Origin of the sequence: Buttiauxella sp. JUb87, assembly GCF_004361975.1 — a bacterium.
GTDB classification, from domain to species: domain Bacteria; phylum Pseudomonadota; class Gammaproteobacteria; order Enterobacterales; family Enterobacteriaceae; genus Buttiauxella; species Buttiauxella ferragutiae.
Map to the genome: position 1 here is coordinate 1,465,037 of NZ_SNVY01000001.1, position 20,171 is coordinate 1,485,207.

Below are 20,171 nucleotides of genomic sequence, written 5' to 3' on the forward strand. Positions count from 1 at the left end.
TTAGCGATCCACATCAGACATTACAAAATCGATACTACCCAGATAGACAATCAGGTCAGAAACCAGGCTGCCGCGAATCGCCGACGGGATTTGCTGCAAGTGCGCAAAGCTCGGAGTACGAATACGGGTACGGTAGCTCATGGTGCTGCCGTCGCTGGTCAGGTAGTAACTGTTAATCCCTTTCGTCGCTTCAATCATCTGGAAGGATTCGTTAGCCGGCATCACCGGGCCCCACGAAACTTGCAGGAAGTGAGTGATCAGGGTTTCGATATGCTGCAGCGTGCGCTCTTTCGGCGGCGGCGTTGTCAGCGGATGGTCAGCTTTGAACGGGCCAGCAGGCATGTTTTTCAGACACTGGTCAAGAATGCGCAAGCTCTGGCGAAGCTCTTCAACTTTCAACATCACGCGGGTGTAGCAGTCACTGACGCCACCGCCGACCGGGATTTCGAAGTCGAAGTTTTCATAACCAGAGTAAGGGCGAGCTTTACGGATATCGAAGTCAACGCCCGTTGCGCGCAAGCCAGCACCGGTGGTGCCCCACTCCAGCGCTTCTTTCTTGCCATAGGCAGCAACGCCCTGAGAACGACCTTTCAGGATGGTGTTACGCAGCGCAGCTTTCTCGTAGGAATCCAGACGTTTTGGCATCCAGTCGAGGAACTCTTTGAGCAGACGTTCCCAACCGTTTGGTAAGTCGTGAGCCACACCGCCGATACGGAACCAGGCCGGGTGCATACGGAAACCGGTAATTGCTTCAACCAGGTCATAAATTTTCTGACGGTCGGTAAAGGCGAAGAACACCGGAGTCATCGCGCCCACGTCCTGAATAAACGTGGAGATGTACAGCAGGTGGCTGTTGATACGGAACAGTTCAGACAGCATGACGCGGATAACGTCTACACGCTCTGGAACCTTGATACCCGCCAGTTTTTCAACCGCTAGCACGTATGGCATTTCGTTTACGCAACCGCCGAGATACTCGATACGGTCGGTATACGGAATGTAGCTGTGCCAGGACTGACGCTCGCCCATTTTCTCAGCACCACGGTGGTGGTAACCGATGTCCGGTACGCAGTCGACAATCTCTTCACCGTCGAGTTGCAGAACGATACGGAATGCACCGTGCGCGGATGGGTGGTTTGGACCGAGGTTCAGGAACATGAAATCTTCATGCTCGCTGCTGCGCTTCATGCCCCACTCTTCAGGCTTGAAGGTCAGCGCTTCCATCTCGAGGTCTTCTTTCTGTTTGGTCAATTCAAACGGATCGAATTCGGTGGCACGCGCCGGATAATCTTTACGCAGCGGATGGCCTTCCCACGTTGGCGGCATCATGATGCGCGTCAGGTGCGGGTGGCCATTAAAGGTAATGCCAAACATTTCCCAGGTTTCACGCTCATACCAGTTGGCATTCGGGAAAAGTTTGGTGATTGTCGGTACATTCAGATCGTTTTCAGACAGCGCCACCTTGAGCATGATATCGCGGTTGCGATCGATAGAAATCAGGTGGTAGAAAACGGAAAAATCCGCAGCCGGTAAACCGTTGCGGTGAGTACGAAGACGTTCATCCATGCCGTGTAAGTCGAACAACATGACATAGGGCTTCGGAAGTTTCTTTAAGAAATCGACTGCTTCGAGTAATTGCTCTCGCTTAACCCAGACCACCGGAACACCAGTGCGGGTTGGCTGAACAGTGAAGGCATCCGGCCCAAAACGGTTACGCAGTTCGCCAATTACCGGATCATCTAAATGGTCACGGGTTTGCCAGGCTTCCTGGTTGGCATCATGCGCAGTTAAATCGGTCATAATTCTCACCATTGCAAATGGTACTGTGGTGACTGTCAGCAGTGGCTTCGCGCTAGTATTATTGATATGCGAAGTAAACTCACACTGCCCACAGGCGCATATTAAATCTCGTCTGGTGTCCGCAAGTTGGTGACAGCGATACGCTCGCCACGTTTACGTTCACGTTCTGACTGCATGTTGGCGCGATAAACACCTTGATCGCCAACAACCCAGGACAATGGACGACGCTCTTTGCCAATGGATTCTTGCAGCAGCATCAGAGCCTGCATGTAAGCTTCCGGGCGCGGTGGGCAACCAGGGATGTAAACATCCACAGGCAGGAATTTATCCACGCCTTGTACCACAGAGTAGATGTCGTACATGCCGCCGGAGTTAGCGCAGGCACCCATCGAGATCACCCATTTTGGCTCAAGCATTTGATCGTAAAGGCGCTGAATAACGGGAGCCATTTTGGTAAAGCAGGTTCCTGCAATCACCATCAGGTCGGCCTGACGCGGAGATGCACGCAGTACTTCGGCACCAAAACGTGCCACGTCATGAACCGCGGTAAACGAGGTCACCATCTCAACGTAGCAGCAAGAAAGGCCAAAGTTATAAGGCCAAATTGAGTTTTTACGCCCCCAGTTCACCATATCGTGCATGGCATGTTCGAGCTTGCCCATGTACACGCTACGGTTGATTTCTTGATCAAGGGGATCGGTCACGATCTCCTGTTTTTGCAGGGGGTAACGGTCGTTCTCACCGTCGGGGTCTATGCGGGTGAGCGTATAGTCCATCTTATTGCCTCATTTTTACTGCGTATGACGGTTAGTAATACTGTCGGTTTCTGGGTTGATATGGGCGCGACGCGAACGCGCGGGAGTCCAATCAAGCGCGCCAATGCGCACGAGATACACCAGGCCTGCCAGTAGCACAAAAATGAAAATTGCGGCCTCGACGAAGCCTACCCATCCGCTTTCACGAATAGACACTGACCACGCGTAGAGATACAAGGCTTCCACGTCGAAGATGACGAAGAACATGGCAACCAAGTAGAACTTAGCGGATAGGCGTAAGCGCGCTGTACCAACTGAGTCGATACCTGACTCGAAGGGAGTGTTTTTGTGCCGACCCTTAGCTCTCCCGCCAAGGAACCAGGCCCCGAGAAGCATTACGCAACACAGGCCTATGGCAACAATAAGAAAGACTGCGAACGCCCAATGGTGAGCGATAACTTCAGTGGATGTTGACATACTCATTGCTTACTCATCAAAAGTGGCGCCAAAGTCTCTGCTCTTGCTGGCAGATGAACACCACATCGATTCATGGGGAGGAACAATAAACCTTACAATAACTGCCGGAATCAAAACTTTACCAGCACATTGATGGGGTTTTTTACTCCTTTCTATAACCTTTTGTCAACTTTAACAAAAGTATCCACACATTAATTTACATGAAGCCAACTTCATTAACATTAAGTGCCTTAAAAGCTAGTAACGCCGAGTTATTAACTCGGTTTTAATGAAGGTGAATCGTGTCCGTTAAGGAGGAAAAAATTAACTGCTGCTCTATTTTGGCAGGATTTCTCAACTATTCATCCCCCCTATAGGGAGTATTTTCTTGATCTGAGACACGCTTCTGTTAATTCATATCAAAAAATGACAACATTGCAGCGTATTTTTTAACAATTAAACACGAGTTGATTAGTAGGCTAGCAGGAGAAGACAGGTGACAAAGAGGAGGTAAAGTAGATTGTTTTAAAACGTGTTTTTACAAAACACCCGTCAACTTAACGTTCACTGATTAAAAAACAAGCCATTGAGACCCAAAAAGTGCTCAATGACCTGTTTTCGAATTTCATAAATTGTTACTAACAAACCCTTATGACGGCTACATCCCCTAAATAATTCGAGTTGCAGGTAGGCAGATTTGAACGCCGCTTGCGGCGGCCCCAAAGGGGTGAGGCTCGTGGATGAGCCGAATAGTGCAGCCAACACCCCTGCTACTCGAATTATGACGGGGAATGCGTTACTCGAAATCGCCTTCCATCAACATGGTATCGCCGTCCTCGTCTGAGGAAACCACGTAACGATATGGATTCGGGTTGTTTTCCAGCGCACTGAAAATAGCCTGAGCTAAATCATTAGTGGTTTGCAAATTACGGCACAGCATGTATTGCGTATCAGGCATCGCTGGCAAACCATCGGCACCTCCAAGCACGCGCAGTTCTGGGCTCATCATTTCTACAGGCCGTGATGTAATCCCCAACCCGGCTTTTACCGCAGCGCGTACAGCAGAAAGTGTTGACGCAACATAAGCAATACGCCACGGAATGCGTGCAGCGTTGAGTTGTTCAATCATCATGTCACGGTACGGGCTAGGGTTATCGAGCACCACTAAAGGCACCGTTTCACCTTTCTGGAACACGTAATCAGCGGCGCAGTACCATAAAGTTGGCGAAGTCCGTAACACAATGGATTCAAAATGCGCAGGTTTCGACGTCGTGACGACGAGATCCACTTCCTGCTGATTAAGCATTTCAACCATAAACGGATTACGTTTAACACGCACATCCAACGCCAATTTAGGGTACACCGAGCTTATCCGGTTAAGCAGAAACGGCAGGATGGTATCCGCAGTTTCATCAGATGCTCCAATCGTTAATACGCCCTGCAAATTACTAAACATTAGCGAAGTACAAGCTTCATCATTAAAACGCAGAATCTTTCGCGCATAACCAAGGAGCTGGATACCGTGCTCGGTCAGCAGTTTATTACGGCCATGACGGGCAAAAAGCTCTTTTCCTACTAACTGTTCAAGGCGCTGCATCTGCTGGCTTACAGCCGATTGAGTGCGGCAAACCGCAACGGCTGCAGCGGCAAAAGTATTCAGATCCGCTACGGCAACAAAAGTCCTGAGCAGATCGAGGTCGAGATTGAGTATCGGACGATTTGCGTTAATCATAATTTTTTCACTATCAGGTTGCTCTTACGAGTCTGCCTTAGTTTTATTGCTGTGATTTATCAAAAAGATAAAGCAATTCCCTTTTACAGAACGCCTCCCGAAGGGGAGCACCGTCATCCTGACAGCCGTTCTGACTTATTTATTTTTCATACTGCCAGAGGTACGCGAAGCAATAATGCAAAGCACGTATTTCTGGGATATTATACTGTCGTTAACAACATACAAACATTCGTCTTAACGTACTAGTCACTGAAATTAAAACTGAGTAATTATTGTAAAACCACTTCAGTACTGAGCTTTATTTATTCAACTCATAGAAGAAACAAGTGTAAACAGGATGGGGATTTTCTTTAAGTCACTTCATTGTACTGGCAATTGACACACTACAACGCAGACAAACCAACCCACCATAAAACATGGAGTTGCGTTATTTATACCGAAAACCACCTACCATTTTCAGTAGTGTATCTTACCGCAAAACACGCCATCCCATAACTTTTGTTGCGAATTATCCGATCTCATTCTCTTTTTTAATTCATTCATCAGTAGCTTATTCACAGAAATGTCCAAAATTCTACAAGCTAAAAGAGAAGCAATTTAACTATATTCCTTGTTTATATTAATCACATACTCGGTTATTTTTATATACATATTATTAACTCGCACTAATGCACTTCATTTAACCATAAGCATGAATATTCAATTTTCCTTAACTATTACTCAATATAATTCGCATTTCGGTCAGCATGACTGACTACACTCTATGCATTAACGCAGTGACTACCATGGCAAGTAACTCGATAACCTATATTTTCGGTCAATATTGATATGATTATCAACATATAATCCTGCAAAATCACTATTCAACAGCAATTTACTACCACTCTCAAAATTGAAGATTTATTACTATTTGGCGCTTCGATAACCTTCAAATCTGTGCGGCGCAGGAGTACATTGTTCCCTGGTCGCTTCCACGGCAGGAAGTGGCGCTAACATTTAAGGTCAGGTTCATGTCCCCAATCGAAAAATCCAGCAAACTTGATAACGTCTGTTACGACATCCGTGGCCCGGTTCTCAAAGAGGCGAAACGCCTCGAAGAAGAAGGAAACAAAGTCCTCAAACTGAATATTGGCAACCCAGCGCCATTCGGCTTTGATGCCCCGGATGAGATCCTTGTCGATGTGATTCGTAACCTGCCTACAGCGCAAGGGTATTGCGACTCGAAAGGACTCTACTCCGCACGTAAAGCCATCATGCAGCATTATCAGGCACGTGAAATGCGGGATGTGACGGTTGAAGACATCTACATCGGTAACGGTGTATCTGAACTTATTGTTCAATCTATGCAGGCATTGCTTAACAGCGGTGATGAGATGCTGGTCCCTGCGCCTGATTATCCTTTATGGACCGCCGCAGTTTCACTATCGAGTGGCAAAGCTGTTCACTATTTATGTGATGAGTCGTCCGACTGGTTCCCGGACCTTGATGATATTCGTTCTAAAATCACACCTCGTACCCGCGGTATTGTGATTATTAACCCGAACAACCCTACCGGTGCGGTCTATTCCAAAGAACTGCTGCTGGAAATTGTTGAAATCGCCCGCCAGCATAATTTGATTATTTTTGCGGATGAAATTTACGACAAGATTCTGTACGACGAAGCCCAGCACCATTCAATTGCAGCACTCGCGCCAGATCTGCTGACAATTACCTTTAATGGTTTGTCGAAAACTTACCGTGTTGCCGGTTTCCGCCAGGGCTGGATGGTTCTGAATGGGCCGAAGAAACACGCGAAAGGTTATATTGAAGGGCTGGAGATGCTGGCGTCAATGCGCCTGTGTGCCAACGTTCCGGCACAGCATTCCATTCAAACCGCACTTGGCGGTTATCAAAGCATCAGCGAATTTATTGCACCGGGCGGGCGTCTGTATGAACAGCGTAACCGGGCATGGGAATTGCTAAACGATATTCCCGGGGTGTCATGCGTGAAACCACGCGGTGCGCTGTATATGTTCCCTAAAATTGACGCTAAGCGCTTTAATATCCATGACGACCAAAAAATGGTGCTGGATTTCTTGTTGCAAGAAAAAGTGCTGTTAGTTCAAGGAACAGCGTTTAACTGGCCGTGGCCTGATCATGTGCGTATCGTGACTTTACCGCGCGTTGATGAGCTGGATATGGCTATCAATAAGTTTGGTCGCTTCCTCGGTCATTACCACCAGTAATACCCACGGGGGGAGATGTTTGCATCTTCCCCCGACTCCCCGCACAATGGTTTTCTTTGCAGTAGACCCCGAGTGTACCCATGAGCCAGAGCCATTTCTTTGCCCACCTTTCACGTCTGAAATTAATCAATCGTTGGCCACTGATGCGCAATGTGCGTACCGAAAATGTTTCGGAGCATAGTCTACAAGTCGCGATGGTTGCTCATGCCTTAGCCGTGATCAAGAACCGAAAATTTAACGGGCAGGTTAACGCTGAGCATGTCGCACTCTTAGCGATGTATCACGACGCCAGTGAAGTGCTGACCGGTGACCTGCCGACTCCGGTGAAATATTTCAACACGCAAATAGCCCACGAATACAAAGCTATCGAGAAAATTGCGCAGCAGAAATTGATCGATATGGTGCCAGAAGAGTTACGCGATATTTGGGCACCGCTAATTGATGAACATCAGAGCAGCGAAGAAGATCGCGCCATCGTCAAACAGGCTGATGCGCTATGTGCGTATCTGAAATGCCTCGAAGAACTCTCTGCGGGTAACAATGAATTCTTGCTGGCAAAAAGCCGACTCGAGAAAACGCTGGCGGATCGCCACAGCGAAGAGATGGATTACTTCATGAATGTGTTTGTGCCAAGTTTCCAGCTTTCGCTCGATGAGATTAGCCAGGATTCGCCGCTTTAACTCTGGATATTGCGCCCTCACCCTAACCCTCTCCCCCAGGAGAGGGAATTGTCCGGATTGGTGTTCCCCCTCTCCCTCAGGGTGAGGGTTGTTTTAGAATGGAAACAGCATCGGCACCATCACCACACTCACCACCATAACGATGACGGTAAATGGCACGCCCATCTTCACAAAATCACTGAACTTATAGTTCCCCGGCCCCAGAACGAGCGTATTAACCGGTGAAGATACCGGAGTCATAAATGCCGCAGAGGCTGCAAGCGCCACAATCATCGCAAATGGATAAGGCGAGACGCCCATCGTTTTTGCCGCCGCTAACGCAATCGGTGCCATCAGAACCGCCGTTGCCGTGTTCGAGATAAACAGACCAATCGCGGCGCACATGACGAACAGGCAAACCAACATCAGGTATGGGCCATAACCCCCACCCATCTGCATCAGCCCGTTAACTATCAAATCCACGCCACCGGTTTTTTGCAGCGCAAGTGCAAACGGCATCATCCCGACAATCAAGATAATGCTTGGCCAATGCACCGCTTTATAAGCACTTTCCATGTCGATGCAGCGAAATTTGCCCATCAACAAACAAGCGATAATCGCCGCAATGGTATTAGGGATTTCGTCAGTCAGCATCAGGGCAACCATCAGCGCCAGGCAGAAAATCGCGTGGGGAGCCTGGCTGTGAGCAGGTGATGCCTCACCCTCTTCCACTGGCAAATTGAGTACCAGAAAATCTCGGCCTTTTAGTTGCAGCTGGCTAATCAGTTTCCAGTCACCGACCACCAGCAAAATATCGCCCAATTGCAAAGCTTCATCTACCAGCAGACCTTCCAGCGCTGCGCCATTGCGACGCAACCCGACAACGTTCAATCCGTAGCGTGTACGGAAACCTATTTCGCGCAGCGTTTGCCCAATTAATTCTGATTCAGGGATAAGCGACACTTCCGCCATACCAACATCCAGCGCCTGGTCCGAGAAATACTCGCCGCGCAGTATCATCGGCTCCAGCATTTGCTCGCTACAAAACTCACGCAGATCGACTTCAGAAGCCGACATATCGATTAGCAAAACGTCGCGAGCGCGGAATTCGGTGACGCCCGTAACATTAACGATAACCTTGCGGAATTTGCGCCAACGCTCAAGGCCAATCACGTTTGCACCATAGCGCTCACGCAGCTTTAAATCATCAAGACGGCGACCAACCATCGGTGAGCCAGGGCGAATCGCCAGACGACGCGCGCGTCCGGTTAGCCGATAATCTTTAATCAGATCGCGAAACGTGCGGCGTCGCCAGTGTTGTTTGCCGTCGTCTTTTTTCTGCCCGTTTAACGCAAAGCGTGCGATAAGCATGTAGCAGATGCCCAACAGCAAAATAACCAGACCGATTGGCGTAACACTAAAGAATTGAAAGCCCTGCAAACCTTCGCGCAACAGTTCGCTGTTCACCACCAGGTTTGGCGGAGTCGCGACCAGCGTCATCATGCCGCTTATCAGCCCCGCAAAACTCAGGGGCATCATTAAGCGCGACGGTGAAATTTTCATGCGCATTGAAACGCTGAGTACTACGGGGATAAAGATCGCCACCACGCCCGTCGAGCTCATAAATGCGCCCAGTCCGGCAACGGTTAGCATCAGCAAAACCAGCATTTTGGTTTCACTGCTGCCCGCCACATCCACCAGCCAGGAGCCCATTTTGGTGGCAACGCCGGTGCGCACCAGGCCATCGCCAATAATAAATAACGCAGCAATCAGAATAACGTTGGGGTCGCTAAAGCCCGAGAAGGCTTCGCTAAGAGTGAGTGTCCCGCTAAGGACAAAAGCGATGATAACCAGTAATGCGACCGCATCCATACGTACTTTACCAGTGGCGAACATCACCACTGCAATCGCTAAGAGTGATAAAACCCAAACCAGTTCTGAGTTCAAAACAATTCCTTATGTAGTTGTCTCAGGGGGATAAAATTTTGCCATAAAAAAGCCCCGCTATCGCGGGGCTAAATCATGTGTTCAGTGTTTTCTAAACACTTCGACGGTGCCATCAGACAACTTTTGAACCAGAAGCTCAGTCAGTGAATGCAACACATAATCGACATGCTCAAGGCGTGGCGTATCTACTGGAGCATTAACGGCTATCACATGGCAGCCCGCGGCTAAACCCGACAACACGCCAGCTGGCGCGTCTTCAACCACTACGCACTCTTCTGGCTCGAGGTCAAGCAGTTGCGCACCGAGCAAGTAGGCATCAGGCTCTGGCTTCCCACGAGCAACACGTTCAGCGGTGACCAGCACTTCGGGCTTAGGTAAACCACCCGCAGCACGACGAGCAGACGCTACCGGGTATGAACCCGAAGTCACGATAGCCCACGGAATGCCCGCCTCGTTCAAATGAGCCAGCAGCTCAACGGCACCAGGCAGCGCCACAATGCCGTCGGTGTCTTCAGACTCGATTTTTTCAAGACGCAAAAACTCCTGCTGAATCTCTTCTTCAGGCGCGCCCGCCATAAAGTGACGTAACGAAGTGATCGCCTGTTTACCATGAATGAAACCTAAAACTTCCTGTGGCGAAATATCGAAGCGTTTTGCCCAGTTAATCCAGGCTCGTTCGACGGCTGGCAGAGAATCAACCAGCGTCCCATCCAAATCAAACAAGAAACCTTTGCACTTCACTACGCTTCTCCCCTCAGGCATTAATAATTTGCGCGATCTCGTTCGCACTTAAATGGTACTGACGTGGGCAAGACTGCCAGACTTTTAACATACGCTGATATTTTTCCCACATTGGGGTCTGCGCATTGAAGCCATGAGTGCCCGCATCAAAATGAGCATAACGGCCTTCAATGTTCACCATAAAGCGAACATAGCCCAGGAAACGTGCTTCAGTTGCTGCATCAAAACCAAGGAAAGTCACACGACGCTCGTCGATTTCCTGGTTGTCTTTCAGGTTAGTCCAGGAGACATGCAGAGCATGATACATCTCCATGATATCGATAACTGTGCGGCAGGTTTCTTCCGTCAGCTCACCGAACTCCCGATCCAGTTCGCGCATTTGTAGGCCGTAACCGCGCTCGATGATCGTTTGCAGGCGACGATAACGCTCGGCGTTGTCCGGGTCGAGCATGGTCATCATTTTGTACTGATTAGATAAAATCAGACGCTGGGCGTTAGTCATTTCCATTTCTTAGCTCCTGTTGCGCAGGATTAATCCTGCGAAAAAATATCCTTCTTTATATGCGTAACGGCAGGGACTTTACAAATCATCCAGAAAAGTTTTATCCAACTGCTTGAACGCACGTTTCAAAACTTCTGCCAGCGCCTGGTAGTCTGGCTTGCCTTCGATTGGCGCCAGCGCCTGCCCAGCTTCCTGCAATTTGCCACGGACTTCGTAGAACCAGCTCAAAATGGATGGCGGAAGTGGCGTCACGGAACGTTTACCTAACCACCATAACCCCTGCATCGGCAGACTACAGGCGAATAAAGCGGTGGCAACGGCGGGGCCAAGTTGGCCGCCAAGGGCAATTTGCCAGGTCAGCGTAAACACAGCGAGTGGAGGCATAAAGCGGATGGCAAAACGCGTGGCGCGGATCACACGGTTTTCTACAAAGATAGGCGCGAGGCGTTTATCAACAGGCCAGGTCTTTGAATAGTGTTGTCCACGGCTGAACAGACTAAACCAACTTACATGGCTATTTTGGGGTGTTGACATGGCTTTACCTCAACTTCACATATAAAAAATAAAATTTTTGTGCAACTTAACAACTCTAAATTACATGGTTCAAAAACTTTTGTCTTTAGCCATCGCAATCAGGTATCCTGTGCCGGCCTTTGACGGCCATAGAAGGGAAACCGCAGGTTGTCAAATTTTTGCTCTGTTAGCCATCGCCGAATAAACGTGCAAGATGGCGTAAACATTAGAGTATTTATTCGCCATGCCAAAAAAAACGCTTCTGGCATGACGTTAATCATAAATGTCAGGCTCATCATGCGCTACGCTGAGAGACTCACTGACGTTTTTTTAGCCACGTATAAAAGTAGGTACTTCCATGTCGAGTAAGCTAGTACTGGTTCTGAACTGCGGTAGCTCTTCACTGAAATTCGCAATTATTGATGCGTTAAACGGTGATGAGTACCTCTCTGGTTTAGCCGAATGTTTCCATCTTCCTGAAGCACGTATCAAGTGGAAAATGGATGGCGGTAAACAAGAAGCGGCTTTGGGCGCAGGCGCCGCTCACAGCGAAGCTCTGAACTTTATGGTTAATACCATTTTGGCACAAAAACCTGAATTGTCCGAGCAGCTGACTGCTATCGGTCACCGTGTTGTTCACGGCGGCGAGAAGTACACCAGCTCCGTTGTTATCGACGAGACCGTGATTCAGGGTATCAAAGATACTGCTTCTTTTGCACCACTGCATAACCCGGCGCACCTGATCGGTATCGCAGAAGCACTGAAATCCTTCCCTAAACTGGCTGATAAAAACGTTGCTGTGTTTGACACCGCGTTCCATCAGACCATGCCAGAAGAATCTTACCTCTATGCTCTGCCGTACAAACTGTACAAAGAGCACGGCGTTCGTCGCTACGGCGCACACGGCACCAGCCACTTCTATGTGACTCAAGAAGCCGCAAAAATGCTGAACAAGCCAGTGGAAGAAGTGAACATCATCACTTGCCACCTGGGCAACGGCGGTTCTGTTTCTGCTATCCGTAACGGCAAGTGTGTTGACACCTCTATGGGTCTGACTCCACTGGAAGGCCTGGTAATGGGTACTCGTTCTGGTGACATCGATCCTGCGATTATCTTCCACCTGCATGACTCCCTGGGCATGAGCGTTGATGACATCAACAAAATGCTGACTAAAGAATCTGGCCTGTTGGGTCTGACTGAAGTCACCAGCGACTGCCGTTATGTTGAAGATAACTACACCACTAAAGAAGATGCTAAACGTGCAATGGACGTGTTCTGCCATCGCCTGGCGAAATACATCGGCTCTTACACTGCGCTGATGGAAGGTCGTCTGGACGGCGTTGTGTTCACTGGTGGTATTGGTGAAAACGCAGCAATGGTACGTGAACTGTCTCTGGGCAAACTGGGCGTTCTGGGCTTTGAAGTTGACCACGAACGCAACCTGGCTGCTCGTTTCGGCAAATCAGGCTACATCAACAAAGAGGGTACCGTTCCTGCGATGGTCATTCCGACCAACGAAGAACTGGTTATCGCTCAGGATGCATCTCGCCTGACCGCTTGATTCTCCTTACCGCCAGCCTTCGCTGGCGGTGTTGTTTTCTGAACCCTGAAAAGGGCTATACCCAAAATAATTCGAGTTGCAGCCAACACCCCTGCAACTTGAAGTATGGAGGGTAAAGACAAAGAGGTTATACCGTGTCCCGTACTATTATGTTGATCCCTACCGGAACCAGCGTCGGCCTGACCAGCGTCAGCCTTGGTGTTATCCGTGCTATGGAACAAAAAGGCGTTCGCCTTAGCGTTTTCAAACCTATCGCCCAACCGCGTACCGGTGACGATACTCCAGATCAAACCACCAGCATCGTTCGCGCAAACTCCAGCATCCCTACTGCTGAACCGCTGCACATGAACCACGTTGAGTCGCTGCTGTCCAGCAACCAACAAGACGTGCTGATGGAAGAGATCATCGCCAACTTCCACACCAGCAGCAAAGACGCTGAAGTGGTTCTGGTTGAAGGTCTGGTTCCGACTCGTAAACATCAGTTTGCGCAGTCTCTGAACTACGAAATCGCAAAAACACTGAACGCTGAAATCGTCTTCGTCATGTCCCTGGGTAACAACTCCCCAGAGCAGATGAAAGAGCGTATCGAACTGGCTCGTAGCAGCTTCGGTGGCAGCAAGAACACCAACATCACTGGCGTTATCATTAACAAACTGAATGCCCCAGTTGATGAGCAGGGTCGTACCCGTCCTGATTTGTCCGAAATTTTTGATGACTCCACAAAAGCGAGCATCGCTAATATCGATCCTAAATCCCTGTTTGCTGACAGCCCGCTGCCAGTTCTGGGTTGTGTGCCGTGGAGCTTCGATCTGATTGCCACACGTGCAATCGATATGGCGCGTCACCTGAACGCAACCATCATCAACGAAGGCGACATCAAAACTCGTCGCGTGAAGTCTGTAACCTTCTGTGCGCGCAGCATCCCGCACATGCTGGAACACTTCCGTCCGGGTTCTCTGCTGGTCACTTCTGCAGACCGTCCAGACGTGCTGGTTGCCGCGTGCCTGGCCGCCATGAACGGTGTAGACATCGGTGCAGTTCTGCTGACTGGTGGCTACGAAATGGACCCACGCGTCACCAAACTGTGTGAGCGTGCATTTGCCACTGGCCTGCCGCTGTTCATGGTTGATACCAACACCTGGCAGACTTCCCTGAGCCTGCAAAGCTTCAACCTGGAAGTCCCAACTGATGACCATCAGCGTATCGAGAAAGTGCAGGAATATGTGGCAAGCCACATCGATGCAGACTGGATCGAGTCTCTGACTGCAACTTCAGAGCGCAGCCGTCGTCTGTCTCCTCCAGCGTTCCGCTACCAGCTGACTGAACTGGCGCGTAAAGCCGGTAAACGTGTTGTGCTGCCGGAAGGCGAAGAGCCACGTACCGTGAAAGCGGCATCTATCTGTGCTGAACGTGGTATCGCAACTTGCGTACTGTTGGGTAACCCGGATGAAATCACCCGTGTTGCAGCAGCACAAGGCGTTGAGTTGAGTGCAGGCATCGAAATCGTTGACCCTGAAGTGGTTCGCGAAAGCTACGTTGCACGTCTGGTTGAGCTGCGTAAGAGCAAAGGCATGACCGAAGCCGTTGCGCGTGAGCAACTGGAAGACAACGTAGTGCTGGGTACATTGATGCTTGAGCAAGACGAAGTTGACGGTTTGGTTTCCGGTGCTGTTCACACCACCGCGAACACCATTCGTCCACCGTTGCAGCTGATCAAAACTGCACCAGGCAGCTCTTTGGTTTCTTCTGTGTTCTTCATGCTGCTGCCAGAACAGGTTTATGTTTATGGCGACTGCGCGATCAACCCAGATCCAACTGCTGAGCAACTGGCAGAAATCGCCATTCAGTCTGCGGATTCCGCTGCTGCATTCGGTATCGACCCACGCGTTGCAATGCTGTCCTACTCCACCGGGACTTCTGGTGCAGGTAGCGACGTTGAAAAAGTACGTGAAGCTACACGTATTGCTCAAGAAAAACGTCCTGACCTGGTTATCGATGGTCCGTTGCAGTACGACGCCGCAGTGATGGCTGACGTTGCTAAGTCCAAAGCGCCAAACTCACCGGTTGCGGGTCGTGCTACCGTGTTCATCTTCCCAGACCTGAACACCGGTAACACCACCTATAAAGCGGTACAGCGCTCAGCAGACCTGATCTCCATCGGGCCAATGCTGCAAGGTATGCGTAAACCAGTCAACGACCTGTCTCGTGGCGCACTGGTAGACGATATCGTTTACACCATCGCTTTGACGGCGATTCAGTCTTCTCAACAAGACTAAGTCTTTAAGAGAAGCAAAAAGGCCGCATTGATATGCGGCCTTTTTTATTGGCGATATTCCGGAAAAAAACTAAATGAATTATTCCGCAGCAGCTGTGTGCTGAGATTCATTCTTAGCGTTGCGGGTCATCCATAATGCCAGTGCTTTTAAAGAGTCTGGCGTGAAGTCGTCACAGCGAGCAGTAATCTCTTCTGGCGACATCCAGCACACTTCGCTGACTTCTTCTTCCTGCAACGCGAACGGGCCATGCGAAACGCAGCTAAACAGGCTTCCCCATACGCGGCAATTGGCATCTTCAAAGTAAAACTGACCATGCTCGGCAAACGGCACACCCGCAATACCCAGTTCTTCTTCAGCCTCGCGGCGAGCAGAGTCCAGTAATTGCTCATCGGCCTGAACCACCCCACCTGCAGTGGCATCCAGCATACCAGGCATAAAATCTTTAGTTTCGGTGCGGCGCTGCACCAAAATTTTACCCATACCGTCATGCACAACGATATAGGTCGCGCGATGACGTAAACGCTGCGCGCGCATTTGCTCACGGCTTGATTGCGCAATGACTTCATTGTCTTCATTGACAATGTCTACCCATTCCGTGCCAACAAAATGACTCTGTTCCACCATCGGGGAAACCTTATTCAGGGCGCTCTTATGGCGCGTAATGGTTATACCCGTCATCCTTCAAGCTGCAGGGGTGTTGGCTGCAACTCGAATGCTAACGGGTCTAATTTTTAAGGTAAGTTACGGGGTAATCTCCACCTGTGCAATAACCCCATCGTTATTCAGTGCGTGAACGCTCAGAACACCATCGTTTAGCATGCCGTAACTCGCTTCGAACCCACCTTTTGGGATACTTACCGAACCTGGATTGAATAGATAAACCGTGTCTTGTTTTTCAGCCAATGGTAAATGAGTGTGGCCAAAAACCAGCACGTCATTTTCTGCCAGCGGCGGCAGTTTGTCAGGATTATATAAATGACCATGCGTCACAAATAAACGCTGGTCAGCCATTAAAATCTGTTGCCAGGGGGCGGTAATCGGAAAATGTAGCAGCATCTGATCGACTTCGCTGTCACAGTTCCCGCGTACCGCAATAATTTTATCCGCAATGCTGTTAAATCTCTCAGCAACAGCACCTGGATTATAGCCCGCCGGTAAGGCATTACGCGGCCCGTGATTCAACACGTCACCGAGTAATATCAGCCATTTAGCACCGCTACGTTCAAAGTGCATCAACACTTGTTCTGTCGCGGGTAGCGAACCATGAATATCCGAGGCAAACATTAGCTTCATAAAACCACATTCCTGTTAATGATAAGCAAATTTATCATAACGAATTATGGGACGAATCAGCCAGAATGCTTTGCGGAAAGTGCCAGAAAACGCTGAACCGAAGCCCGCTGCCATTGGAATGTTGCGTATTCTTCTAAGCGCTCAGGCACTTCATCACCATTTAAGATCAAACGGTTCAGCATCAATGCCAGATCCAGGTCGGCAATTGACCATTCACCAAACAAATTTTGCTGGCCGATGGGCAATAATCCCTCGACGGTAGCCAGAAGTTTTTGTGCCGCACCCTGCCCACGCTCTGTTAATGGTGGCTTCTTCACTCCTGCGAAAACAACGTCGGTAGAACGCTCTTCGCGAATCGGCATTAAATCGCTACGGATCCAGGCCTGAATTTGGCGGGCCCTGGCACGTTTTTCCAGATCGTGTGGATAAATGCGCTCCCATGTCGGTGGAGCAAAACGTTCTTCGAGATATTCAGTAATGGCCGAAGACTCACTCAGTACAAAATCATCGACCGCAATGACAGGGACACGGCGAGTCAGGTCATACCCTTTCCAGCCAGGTTGCAGATTTTGGCCGCTATTCAGGTCGATAGTTTGCAACGTGAAGTTTAGACCTTTCTCTCTCAAGGCAACATAAACAGACATGACATACGGGCTAAAGTAGTTGCTATCGGACCAAAGCGTTATTGTCGGCTGACTCATAATATCCCCATGATTTAGTTACCCAGGCTATTGAACATATAGCGGAAAATCACGCCTGTCACTTGAGCAAAACTCATCTACAGAGCAGTTTTTTCAAAAAGTCTATACTCCATAGGTTTATGAGAAAACTGATGTCAGGATGGTAATGAGATGATCGACCTTTACTACGCACCCACACCAAACGGCCACAAAATCACGCTATTTCTGGAAGAGGCAGGTCTGGAGTACACCATTCATCGTATTGATATTGGCAAAGGAGATCAGTTTCAGCCTGCCTTTTTGGCGATTTCCCCGAACAATAAAATTCCGGCAATTATCGACAGGAATCCTACCGATGGTGGCGGGCCATTGAGCCTGTTTGAGTCAGGCGAAATCCTGCTTTATCTGGCCGAAAAGACCAACGAGCTATTGAGTAAAGATTTGCGTGAGCGCGCCCACATCCTGCAATGGCTGTTCTGGCAAGTCGGTGGTTTTGGCCCAATGCTCGGCCAGAACCACCACTTTAATCATTTCGCCCCCCAGCCTGTCCCCTACGCCATTGAGCGTTACCAGGTGGAAACTCAACGCTTATATGGCGTTCTCAATAAGCAACTGGAGAAAACCCCGTGGCTTGGCGGCGATGAGTACAGCATCGCCGATATTGCGACTTACCCGTGGACGGTTTCCCATGAGCGCCAACGCATAAACCTGGCGCACTTCCCTGCTGTTCAAAACTGGTTTGAGAGAATCCGCTCACGCCCGGCAACCGAACGCGCCTATGAGAAAGCGCAACAAAACTAAACCCTGCGCGCCCGACAAGGCGCGCAATTTTTTTCCTCATGCATTTTGGGTATAGTCTAGGTCGGAAATTACTACATGGAGGCAACCTGCAATGTCATCCCCACAACCAGACGCGATTATTCGAATTAAAAATTTACGCCTGCGCACTTTCATTGGCATCAAAGAAGAAGAAATTGCCAATCGCCAGGATATTGTCGTTAACGTCGCGATTCATTATCCGGCAGATAAAGCGCGTGCCAGCGAAGACATCAACGATGCGCTGAACTACCGCACCATTACCAAACAAATCATCCAGTTGGTTGAAAATCATCGCTTCTCATTGTTAGAAAAATTAACTCAGGATGTGCTCGATATCGCATGCGACCATCCGTGGGTGTCTTATGCTGAAGTGGAAATCGATAAACTTCACGCGCTGCGTTATGCCGACTCGGTATCCATGACGATGAGTTGGCGTCGCCAGGCGTAATAAGCTGGAGACGACCATGCAGATACTGATTACCGGCGGAACCGGATTGATTGGCCGCCATTTGGTGCCGCGCTTGCTGGAATTAGGGCACGATGTCACCGTCGTCACTCGAAACCCTGAGAAGGCCCGCGTATTTTTTGAACAAAAAGTCATGCTTTGGAAAGGGTTAAGTGAGAACTCCAGTCTTGATGGCTTTGATGCCGTCATCAATCTGGCGGGCGAACCTATTGCTGACAAACGCTGGACCGAAGCGCAAAAACAACGGTTGTGTAACAGCCGTTGGCAAATCACCGAACGTCTGGTCGAGATGTTTAAAACCAGTCAAACGCCGCCGTCAGTATTTATCTCCGGCTCAGCCGCAGGCTATTACGGCGATCTCGGCGAAGTGGTCGTCAACGAAGATGAGCCGCCGCACAATGAATTTACCCATAAACTCTGCGCCCGCTGGGAACAAATCGCCTGTGGCGCGCAGAGCGAGCACACACGTGTCTGCCTGCTGCGTACCGGCGTGGTTCTGGCTCCAAAAGGCGGGATTCTGGCGAAACTACTGCCGATATTCCGCTTAGGCCTGGGCGGGCCGATGGGCGATGGGCGGCAATATCTGGCATGGATTCATATCGACGATATGGTCAACGGCATTCTGTGGTTGCTGGATAACGATCTACGCGGGCCTTTCAACATGGTTTCGCCCTACCCGGTTCGCAATGAACAATTTTCTCATGCACTCGGCCACGTACTCAATCGCCCGGCGTTTATGCGAGCACCGGCAACTGCGGTAAAAATGATGATGGGTGAATCTTCGGTATTGGTGTTAGGCGGGCAACGCGCATTGCCAAAGCGGCTTGAGGAGTCCGGGTTTGGTTTTCGTTGGTATGACCTTGAGGAAGCGCTTGGGGATGTGGTGCGGTAAGAAACGCCCTCATCCCAACCTTGTCCCCAGGATAAGGGGAAAGCGAGCACCCTCTCCCTGGGGAGAGGGTGAGGGGGAATTACTTCAGCGATCCCGACAAGAACTGCTGCAAACGCGCACTTTTCGGGTTACCAAACAACTCTTCTGGCGTCCCTTCTTCTTCGATTAAGCCCTGATGCAGGAAAATTACATGGTTTGAAACGTGGCGCGCAAAGTCCATCTCATGCGTGACCACCACCATGGTTTTCCCCTCTTCGGCCAGTTTCTGCATGATACGCAATACTTCGCCTACCAGCTCAGGGTCGAGCGCGGAAGTCGGTTCATCGAACAGCAACACTTCCGGTTCCATCGCCAGCGCACGGGCAATAGAAACACGTTGTTGCTGGCCGCCGGACAGATGCACCGGATATTTCACCTGCTGGCGCTCGTCAATGCCGACTTTCGCCAGATACTTAACCGCACGTTCTTTCGCTTCTTGCTTGCTCAGGCCAAGCACCTGAATCGGCGCTTCCATGACGTTTTCCAGCACCGTCATATGGCTCCACAAGTTGAAATGCTGGAACACCATCGTCAGGCGTGTGCGCAGCAAACGAAGCTGGTTTTTATCGGCAACTTTCAGTTGCCCATCAGTATCGCGCACCAGGTTTATGTTCTGGTTATTGACGACAATCGTCCCTTCACTCGGTTTTTCAAGGAAGTTAATGCAGCGTAAAAAGGTACTTTTACCGGAACCCGATGAGCCAATGATGCTTATGACATCGCCAGCGTTGGCTTGTAAAGAAACCCCTTTCAGCACTTCATGTTGCCCATAGCGCTTGTGCAGGTCGGTAACGCTTAATTTTTTATCAGTCATC

19 protein-coding genes are annotated in these 20,171 nt (G+C 49.7%); 7 read left to right on the top strand and 12 right to left on the bottom strand.

Going from position 1 to position 20,171, the window contains the following annotated elements; translation table 11 throughout:
• The 4 genes from nuoC to lrhA form a co-directional block, all read right to left on the bottom strand.
• On the bottom strand, nt 1-1,812 hold the full coding sequence (nuoC, locus tag EC843_RS06885) for an NADH-quinone oxidoreductase subunit C/D (RefSeq protein WP_121815184.1): 1,812 nt from the start codon (nt 1,810-1,812) through the stop codon (nt 1-3).
• Nucleotides 1,813-1,901: 89 nt separating this feature from the next.
• Nucleotides 1,902-2,576, bottom strand: coding sequence for an NADH-quinone oxidoreductase subunit NuoB (gene nuoB / locus EC843_RS06890; protein ID WP_034458804.1), 675 nt, complete (start codon nt 2,574-2,576; stop codon nt 1,902-1,904).
• Between the two features lie 15 nt (nt 2,577-2,591).
• Nucleotides 2,592-3,038: an NADH-quinone oxidoreductase subunit NuoA gene (nuoA, locus tag EC843_RS06895; RefSeq protein WP_064544817.1), complete on the bottom strand. Its 447-nt coding sequence runs from the start codon at nt 3,036-3,038 to the stop codon at nt 2,592-2,594.
• Nucleotides 3,039-3,807: 769 nt separating this feature from the next.
• Nucleotides 3,808-4,743 carry a transcriptional regulator LrhA gene (lrhA, locus tag EC843_RS06900; protein ID WP_064544815.1) on the bottom strand — a complete coding sequence of 312 codons (936 nt, stop codon included), beginning with the start codon at nt 4,741-4,743 and terminating at the stop codon, nt 3,808-3,810.
• Nucleotides 4,744-5,753: 1,010 nt separating this feature from the next.
• Here lrhA and alaA point away from each other — a divergent pair.
• Both alaA and yfbR read left to right on the top strand, forming a co-directional pair.
• Nucleotides 5,754-6,968 carry an alanine transaminase AlaA gene (alaA, locus tag EC843_RS06905; RefSeq protein ID WP_064544813.1) on the top strand — a complete coding sequence of 405 codons (1,215 nt, stop codon included), beginning with the start codon at nt 5,754-5,756 and terminating at the stop codon, nt 6,966-6,968.
• Between the two features lie 80 nt (nt 6,969-7,048).
• Nucleotides 7,049-7,648, top strand: a complete 600-nt coding sequence (gene yfbR, locus EC843_RS06910; RefSeq protein WP_064544811.1) for a 5'-deoxynucleotidase — start codon at nt 7,049-7,051, stop codon at nt 7,646-7,648.
• Between the two features lie 93 nt (nt 7,649-7,741).
• Here the strand turns inward: yfbR and EC843_RS06915 are convergent, their stop codons facing one another.
• From EC843_RS06915 to yfbV, 4 genes are all read right to left on the bottom strand, one after another.
• The gene (locus EC843_RS06915) at nt 7,742-9,574 is read right to left on the bottom strand and encodes an SLC13 family permease (RefSeq protein WP_133521960.1); all 1,833 of its coding nucleotides are present in this window, start codon (nt 9,572-9,574) and stop codon (nt 7,742-7,744) included.
• 81 nt (nt 9,575-9,655) lie between these two features.
• On the bottom strand, nt 9,656-10,336 hold the full coding sequence (locus tag EC843_RS06920) for a sugar phosphatase (protein WP_133521961.1): 681 nt from the start codon (nt 10,334-10,336) through the stop codon (nt 9,656-9,658).
• Nucleotides 10,329-10,823, bottom strand: a complete 495-nt coding sequence (locus EC843_RS06925; protein WP_064544804.1) for a YfbU family protein — start codon at nt 10,821-10,823, stop codon at nt 10,329-10,331. The genes EC843_RS06920 and EC843_RS06925 overlap by 8 nt, the downstream gene beginning before the upstream one ends.
• A 72-nt stretch (nt 10,824-10,895) precedes the next feature.
• Nucleotides 10,896-11,351 (bottom strand): terminus macrodomain insulation protein YfbV, encoded by a 456-nt coding sequence (gene yfbV / locus EC843_RS06930; RefSeq protein ID WP_064544802.1) that lies wholly within the window; start codon nt 11,349-11,351, stop codon nt 10,896-10,898.
• A gap of 337 nt (nt 11,352-11,688) precedes the next feature.
• Here yfbV and ackA point away from each other — a divergent pair, with 337 nt between their 5' ends.
• Both ackA and pta read left to right on the top strand, forming a co-directional pair.
• The gene (gene ackA, locus EC843_RS06935; RefSeq protein WP_064544800.1) at nt 11,689-12,891 is read left to right on the top strand and encodes an acetate kinase; all 1,203 of its coding nucleotides are present in this window, start codon (nt 11,689-11,691) and stop codon (nt 12,889-12,891) included.
• 134 nt (nt 12,892-13,025) lie between these two features.
• Nucleotides 13,026-15,167, top strand: a complete 2,142-nt coding sequence (pta, locus tag EC843_RS06940; protein WP_064544798.1) for a phosphate acetyltransferase — start codon at nt 13,026-13,028, stop codon at nt 15,165-15,167.
• Between the two features lie 78 nt (nt 15,168-15,245).
• Here pta and yfcD read toward each other — a convergent pair whose 3' ends face one another.
• The 3 genes from yfcD to yfcF form a co-directional block, all read right to left on the bottom strand.
• Nucleotides 15,246-15,791: an NUDIX hydrolase YfcD gene (gene yfcD, locus EC843_RS06945; protein ID WP_064544792.1), complete on the bottom strand. Its 546-nt coding sequence runs from the start codon at nt 15,789-15,791 to the stop codon at nt 15,246-15,248.
• 117 nt (nt 15,792-15,908) lie between these two features.
• Nucleotides 15,909-16,460, bottom strand: coding sequence for a phosphodiesterase (gene yfcE / locus EC843_RS06950; protein WP_064544790.1), 552 nt, complete (start codon nt 16,458-16,460; stop codon nt 15,909-15,911).
• A gap of 56 nt (nt 16,461-16,516) precedes the next feature.
• Nucleotides 16,517-17,161, bottom strand: coding sequence for a glutathione transferase (gene yfcF, locus EC843_RS06955; protein ID WP_064544787.1), 645 nt, complete (start codon nt 17,159-17,161; stop codon nt 16,517-16,519).
• Nucleotides 17,162-17,311: 150 nt separating this feature from the next.
• Here yfcF and yfcG point away from each other — a divergent pair, with 150 nt between their 5' ends.
• From yfcG to EC843_RS06970, 3 genes are all read left to right on the top strand, one after another.
• Nucleotides 17,312-17,941 (top strand): GSH-dependent disulfide bond oxidoreductase, encoded by a 630-nt coding sequence (yfcG, locus tag EC843_RS06960; RefSeq protein ID WP_133521962.1) that lies wholly within the window; start codon nt 17,312-17,314, stop codon nt 17,939-17,941.
• Between the two features lie 91 nt (nt 17,942-18,032).
• Complete coding sequence (gene folX, locus EC843_RS06965) at nt 18,033-18,407, top strand: dihydroneopterin triphosphate 2'-epimerase (protein ID WP_064544783.1); 375 nt, start codon at nt 18,033-18,035, stop codon at nt 18,405-18,407.
• A gap of 16 nt (nt 18,408-18,423) precedes the next feature.
• Nucleotides 18,424-19,317 (top strand): TIGR01777 family oxidoreductase, encoded by an 894-nt coding sequence (locus tag EC843_RS06970; RefSeq protein ID WP_133521963.1) that lies wholly within the window; start codon nt 18,424-18,426, stop codon nt 19,315-19,317.
• A gap of 79 nt (nt 19,318-19,396) precedes the next feature.
• Here EC843_RS06970 and hisP read toward each other — a convergent pair whose 3' ends face one another.
• Nucleotides 19,397-20,170 carry a histidine ABC transporter ATP-binding protein HisP gene (gene hisP / locus EC843_RS06975; protein ID WP_034497324.1) on the bottom strand — a complete coding sequence of 258 codons (774 nt, stop codon included), beginning with the start codon at nt 20,168-20,170 and terminating at the stop codon, nt 19,397-19,399.
• Between the last annotated feature and the right edge of the window lies 1 nt (nt 20,171).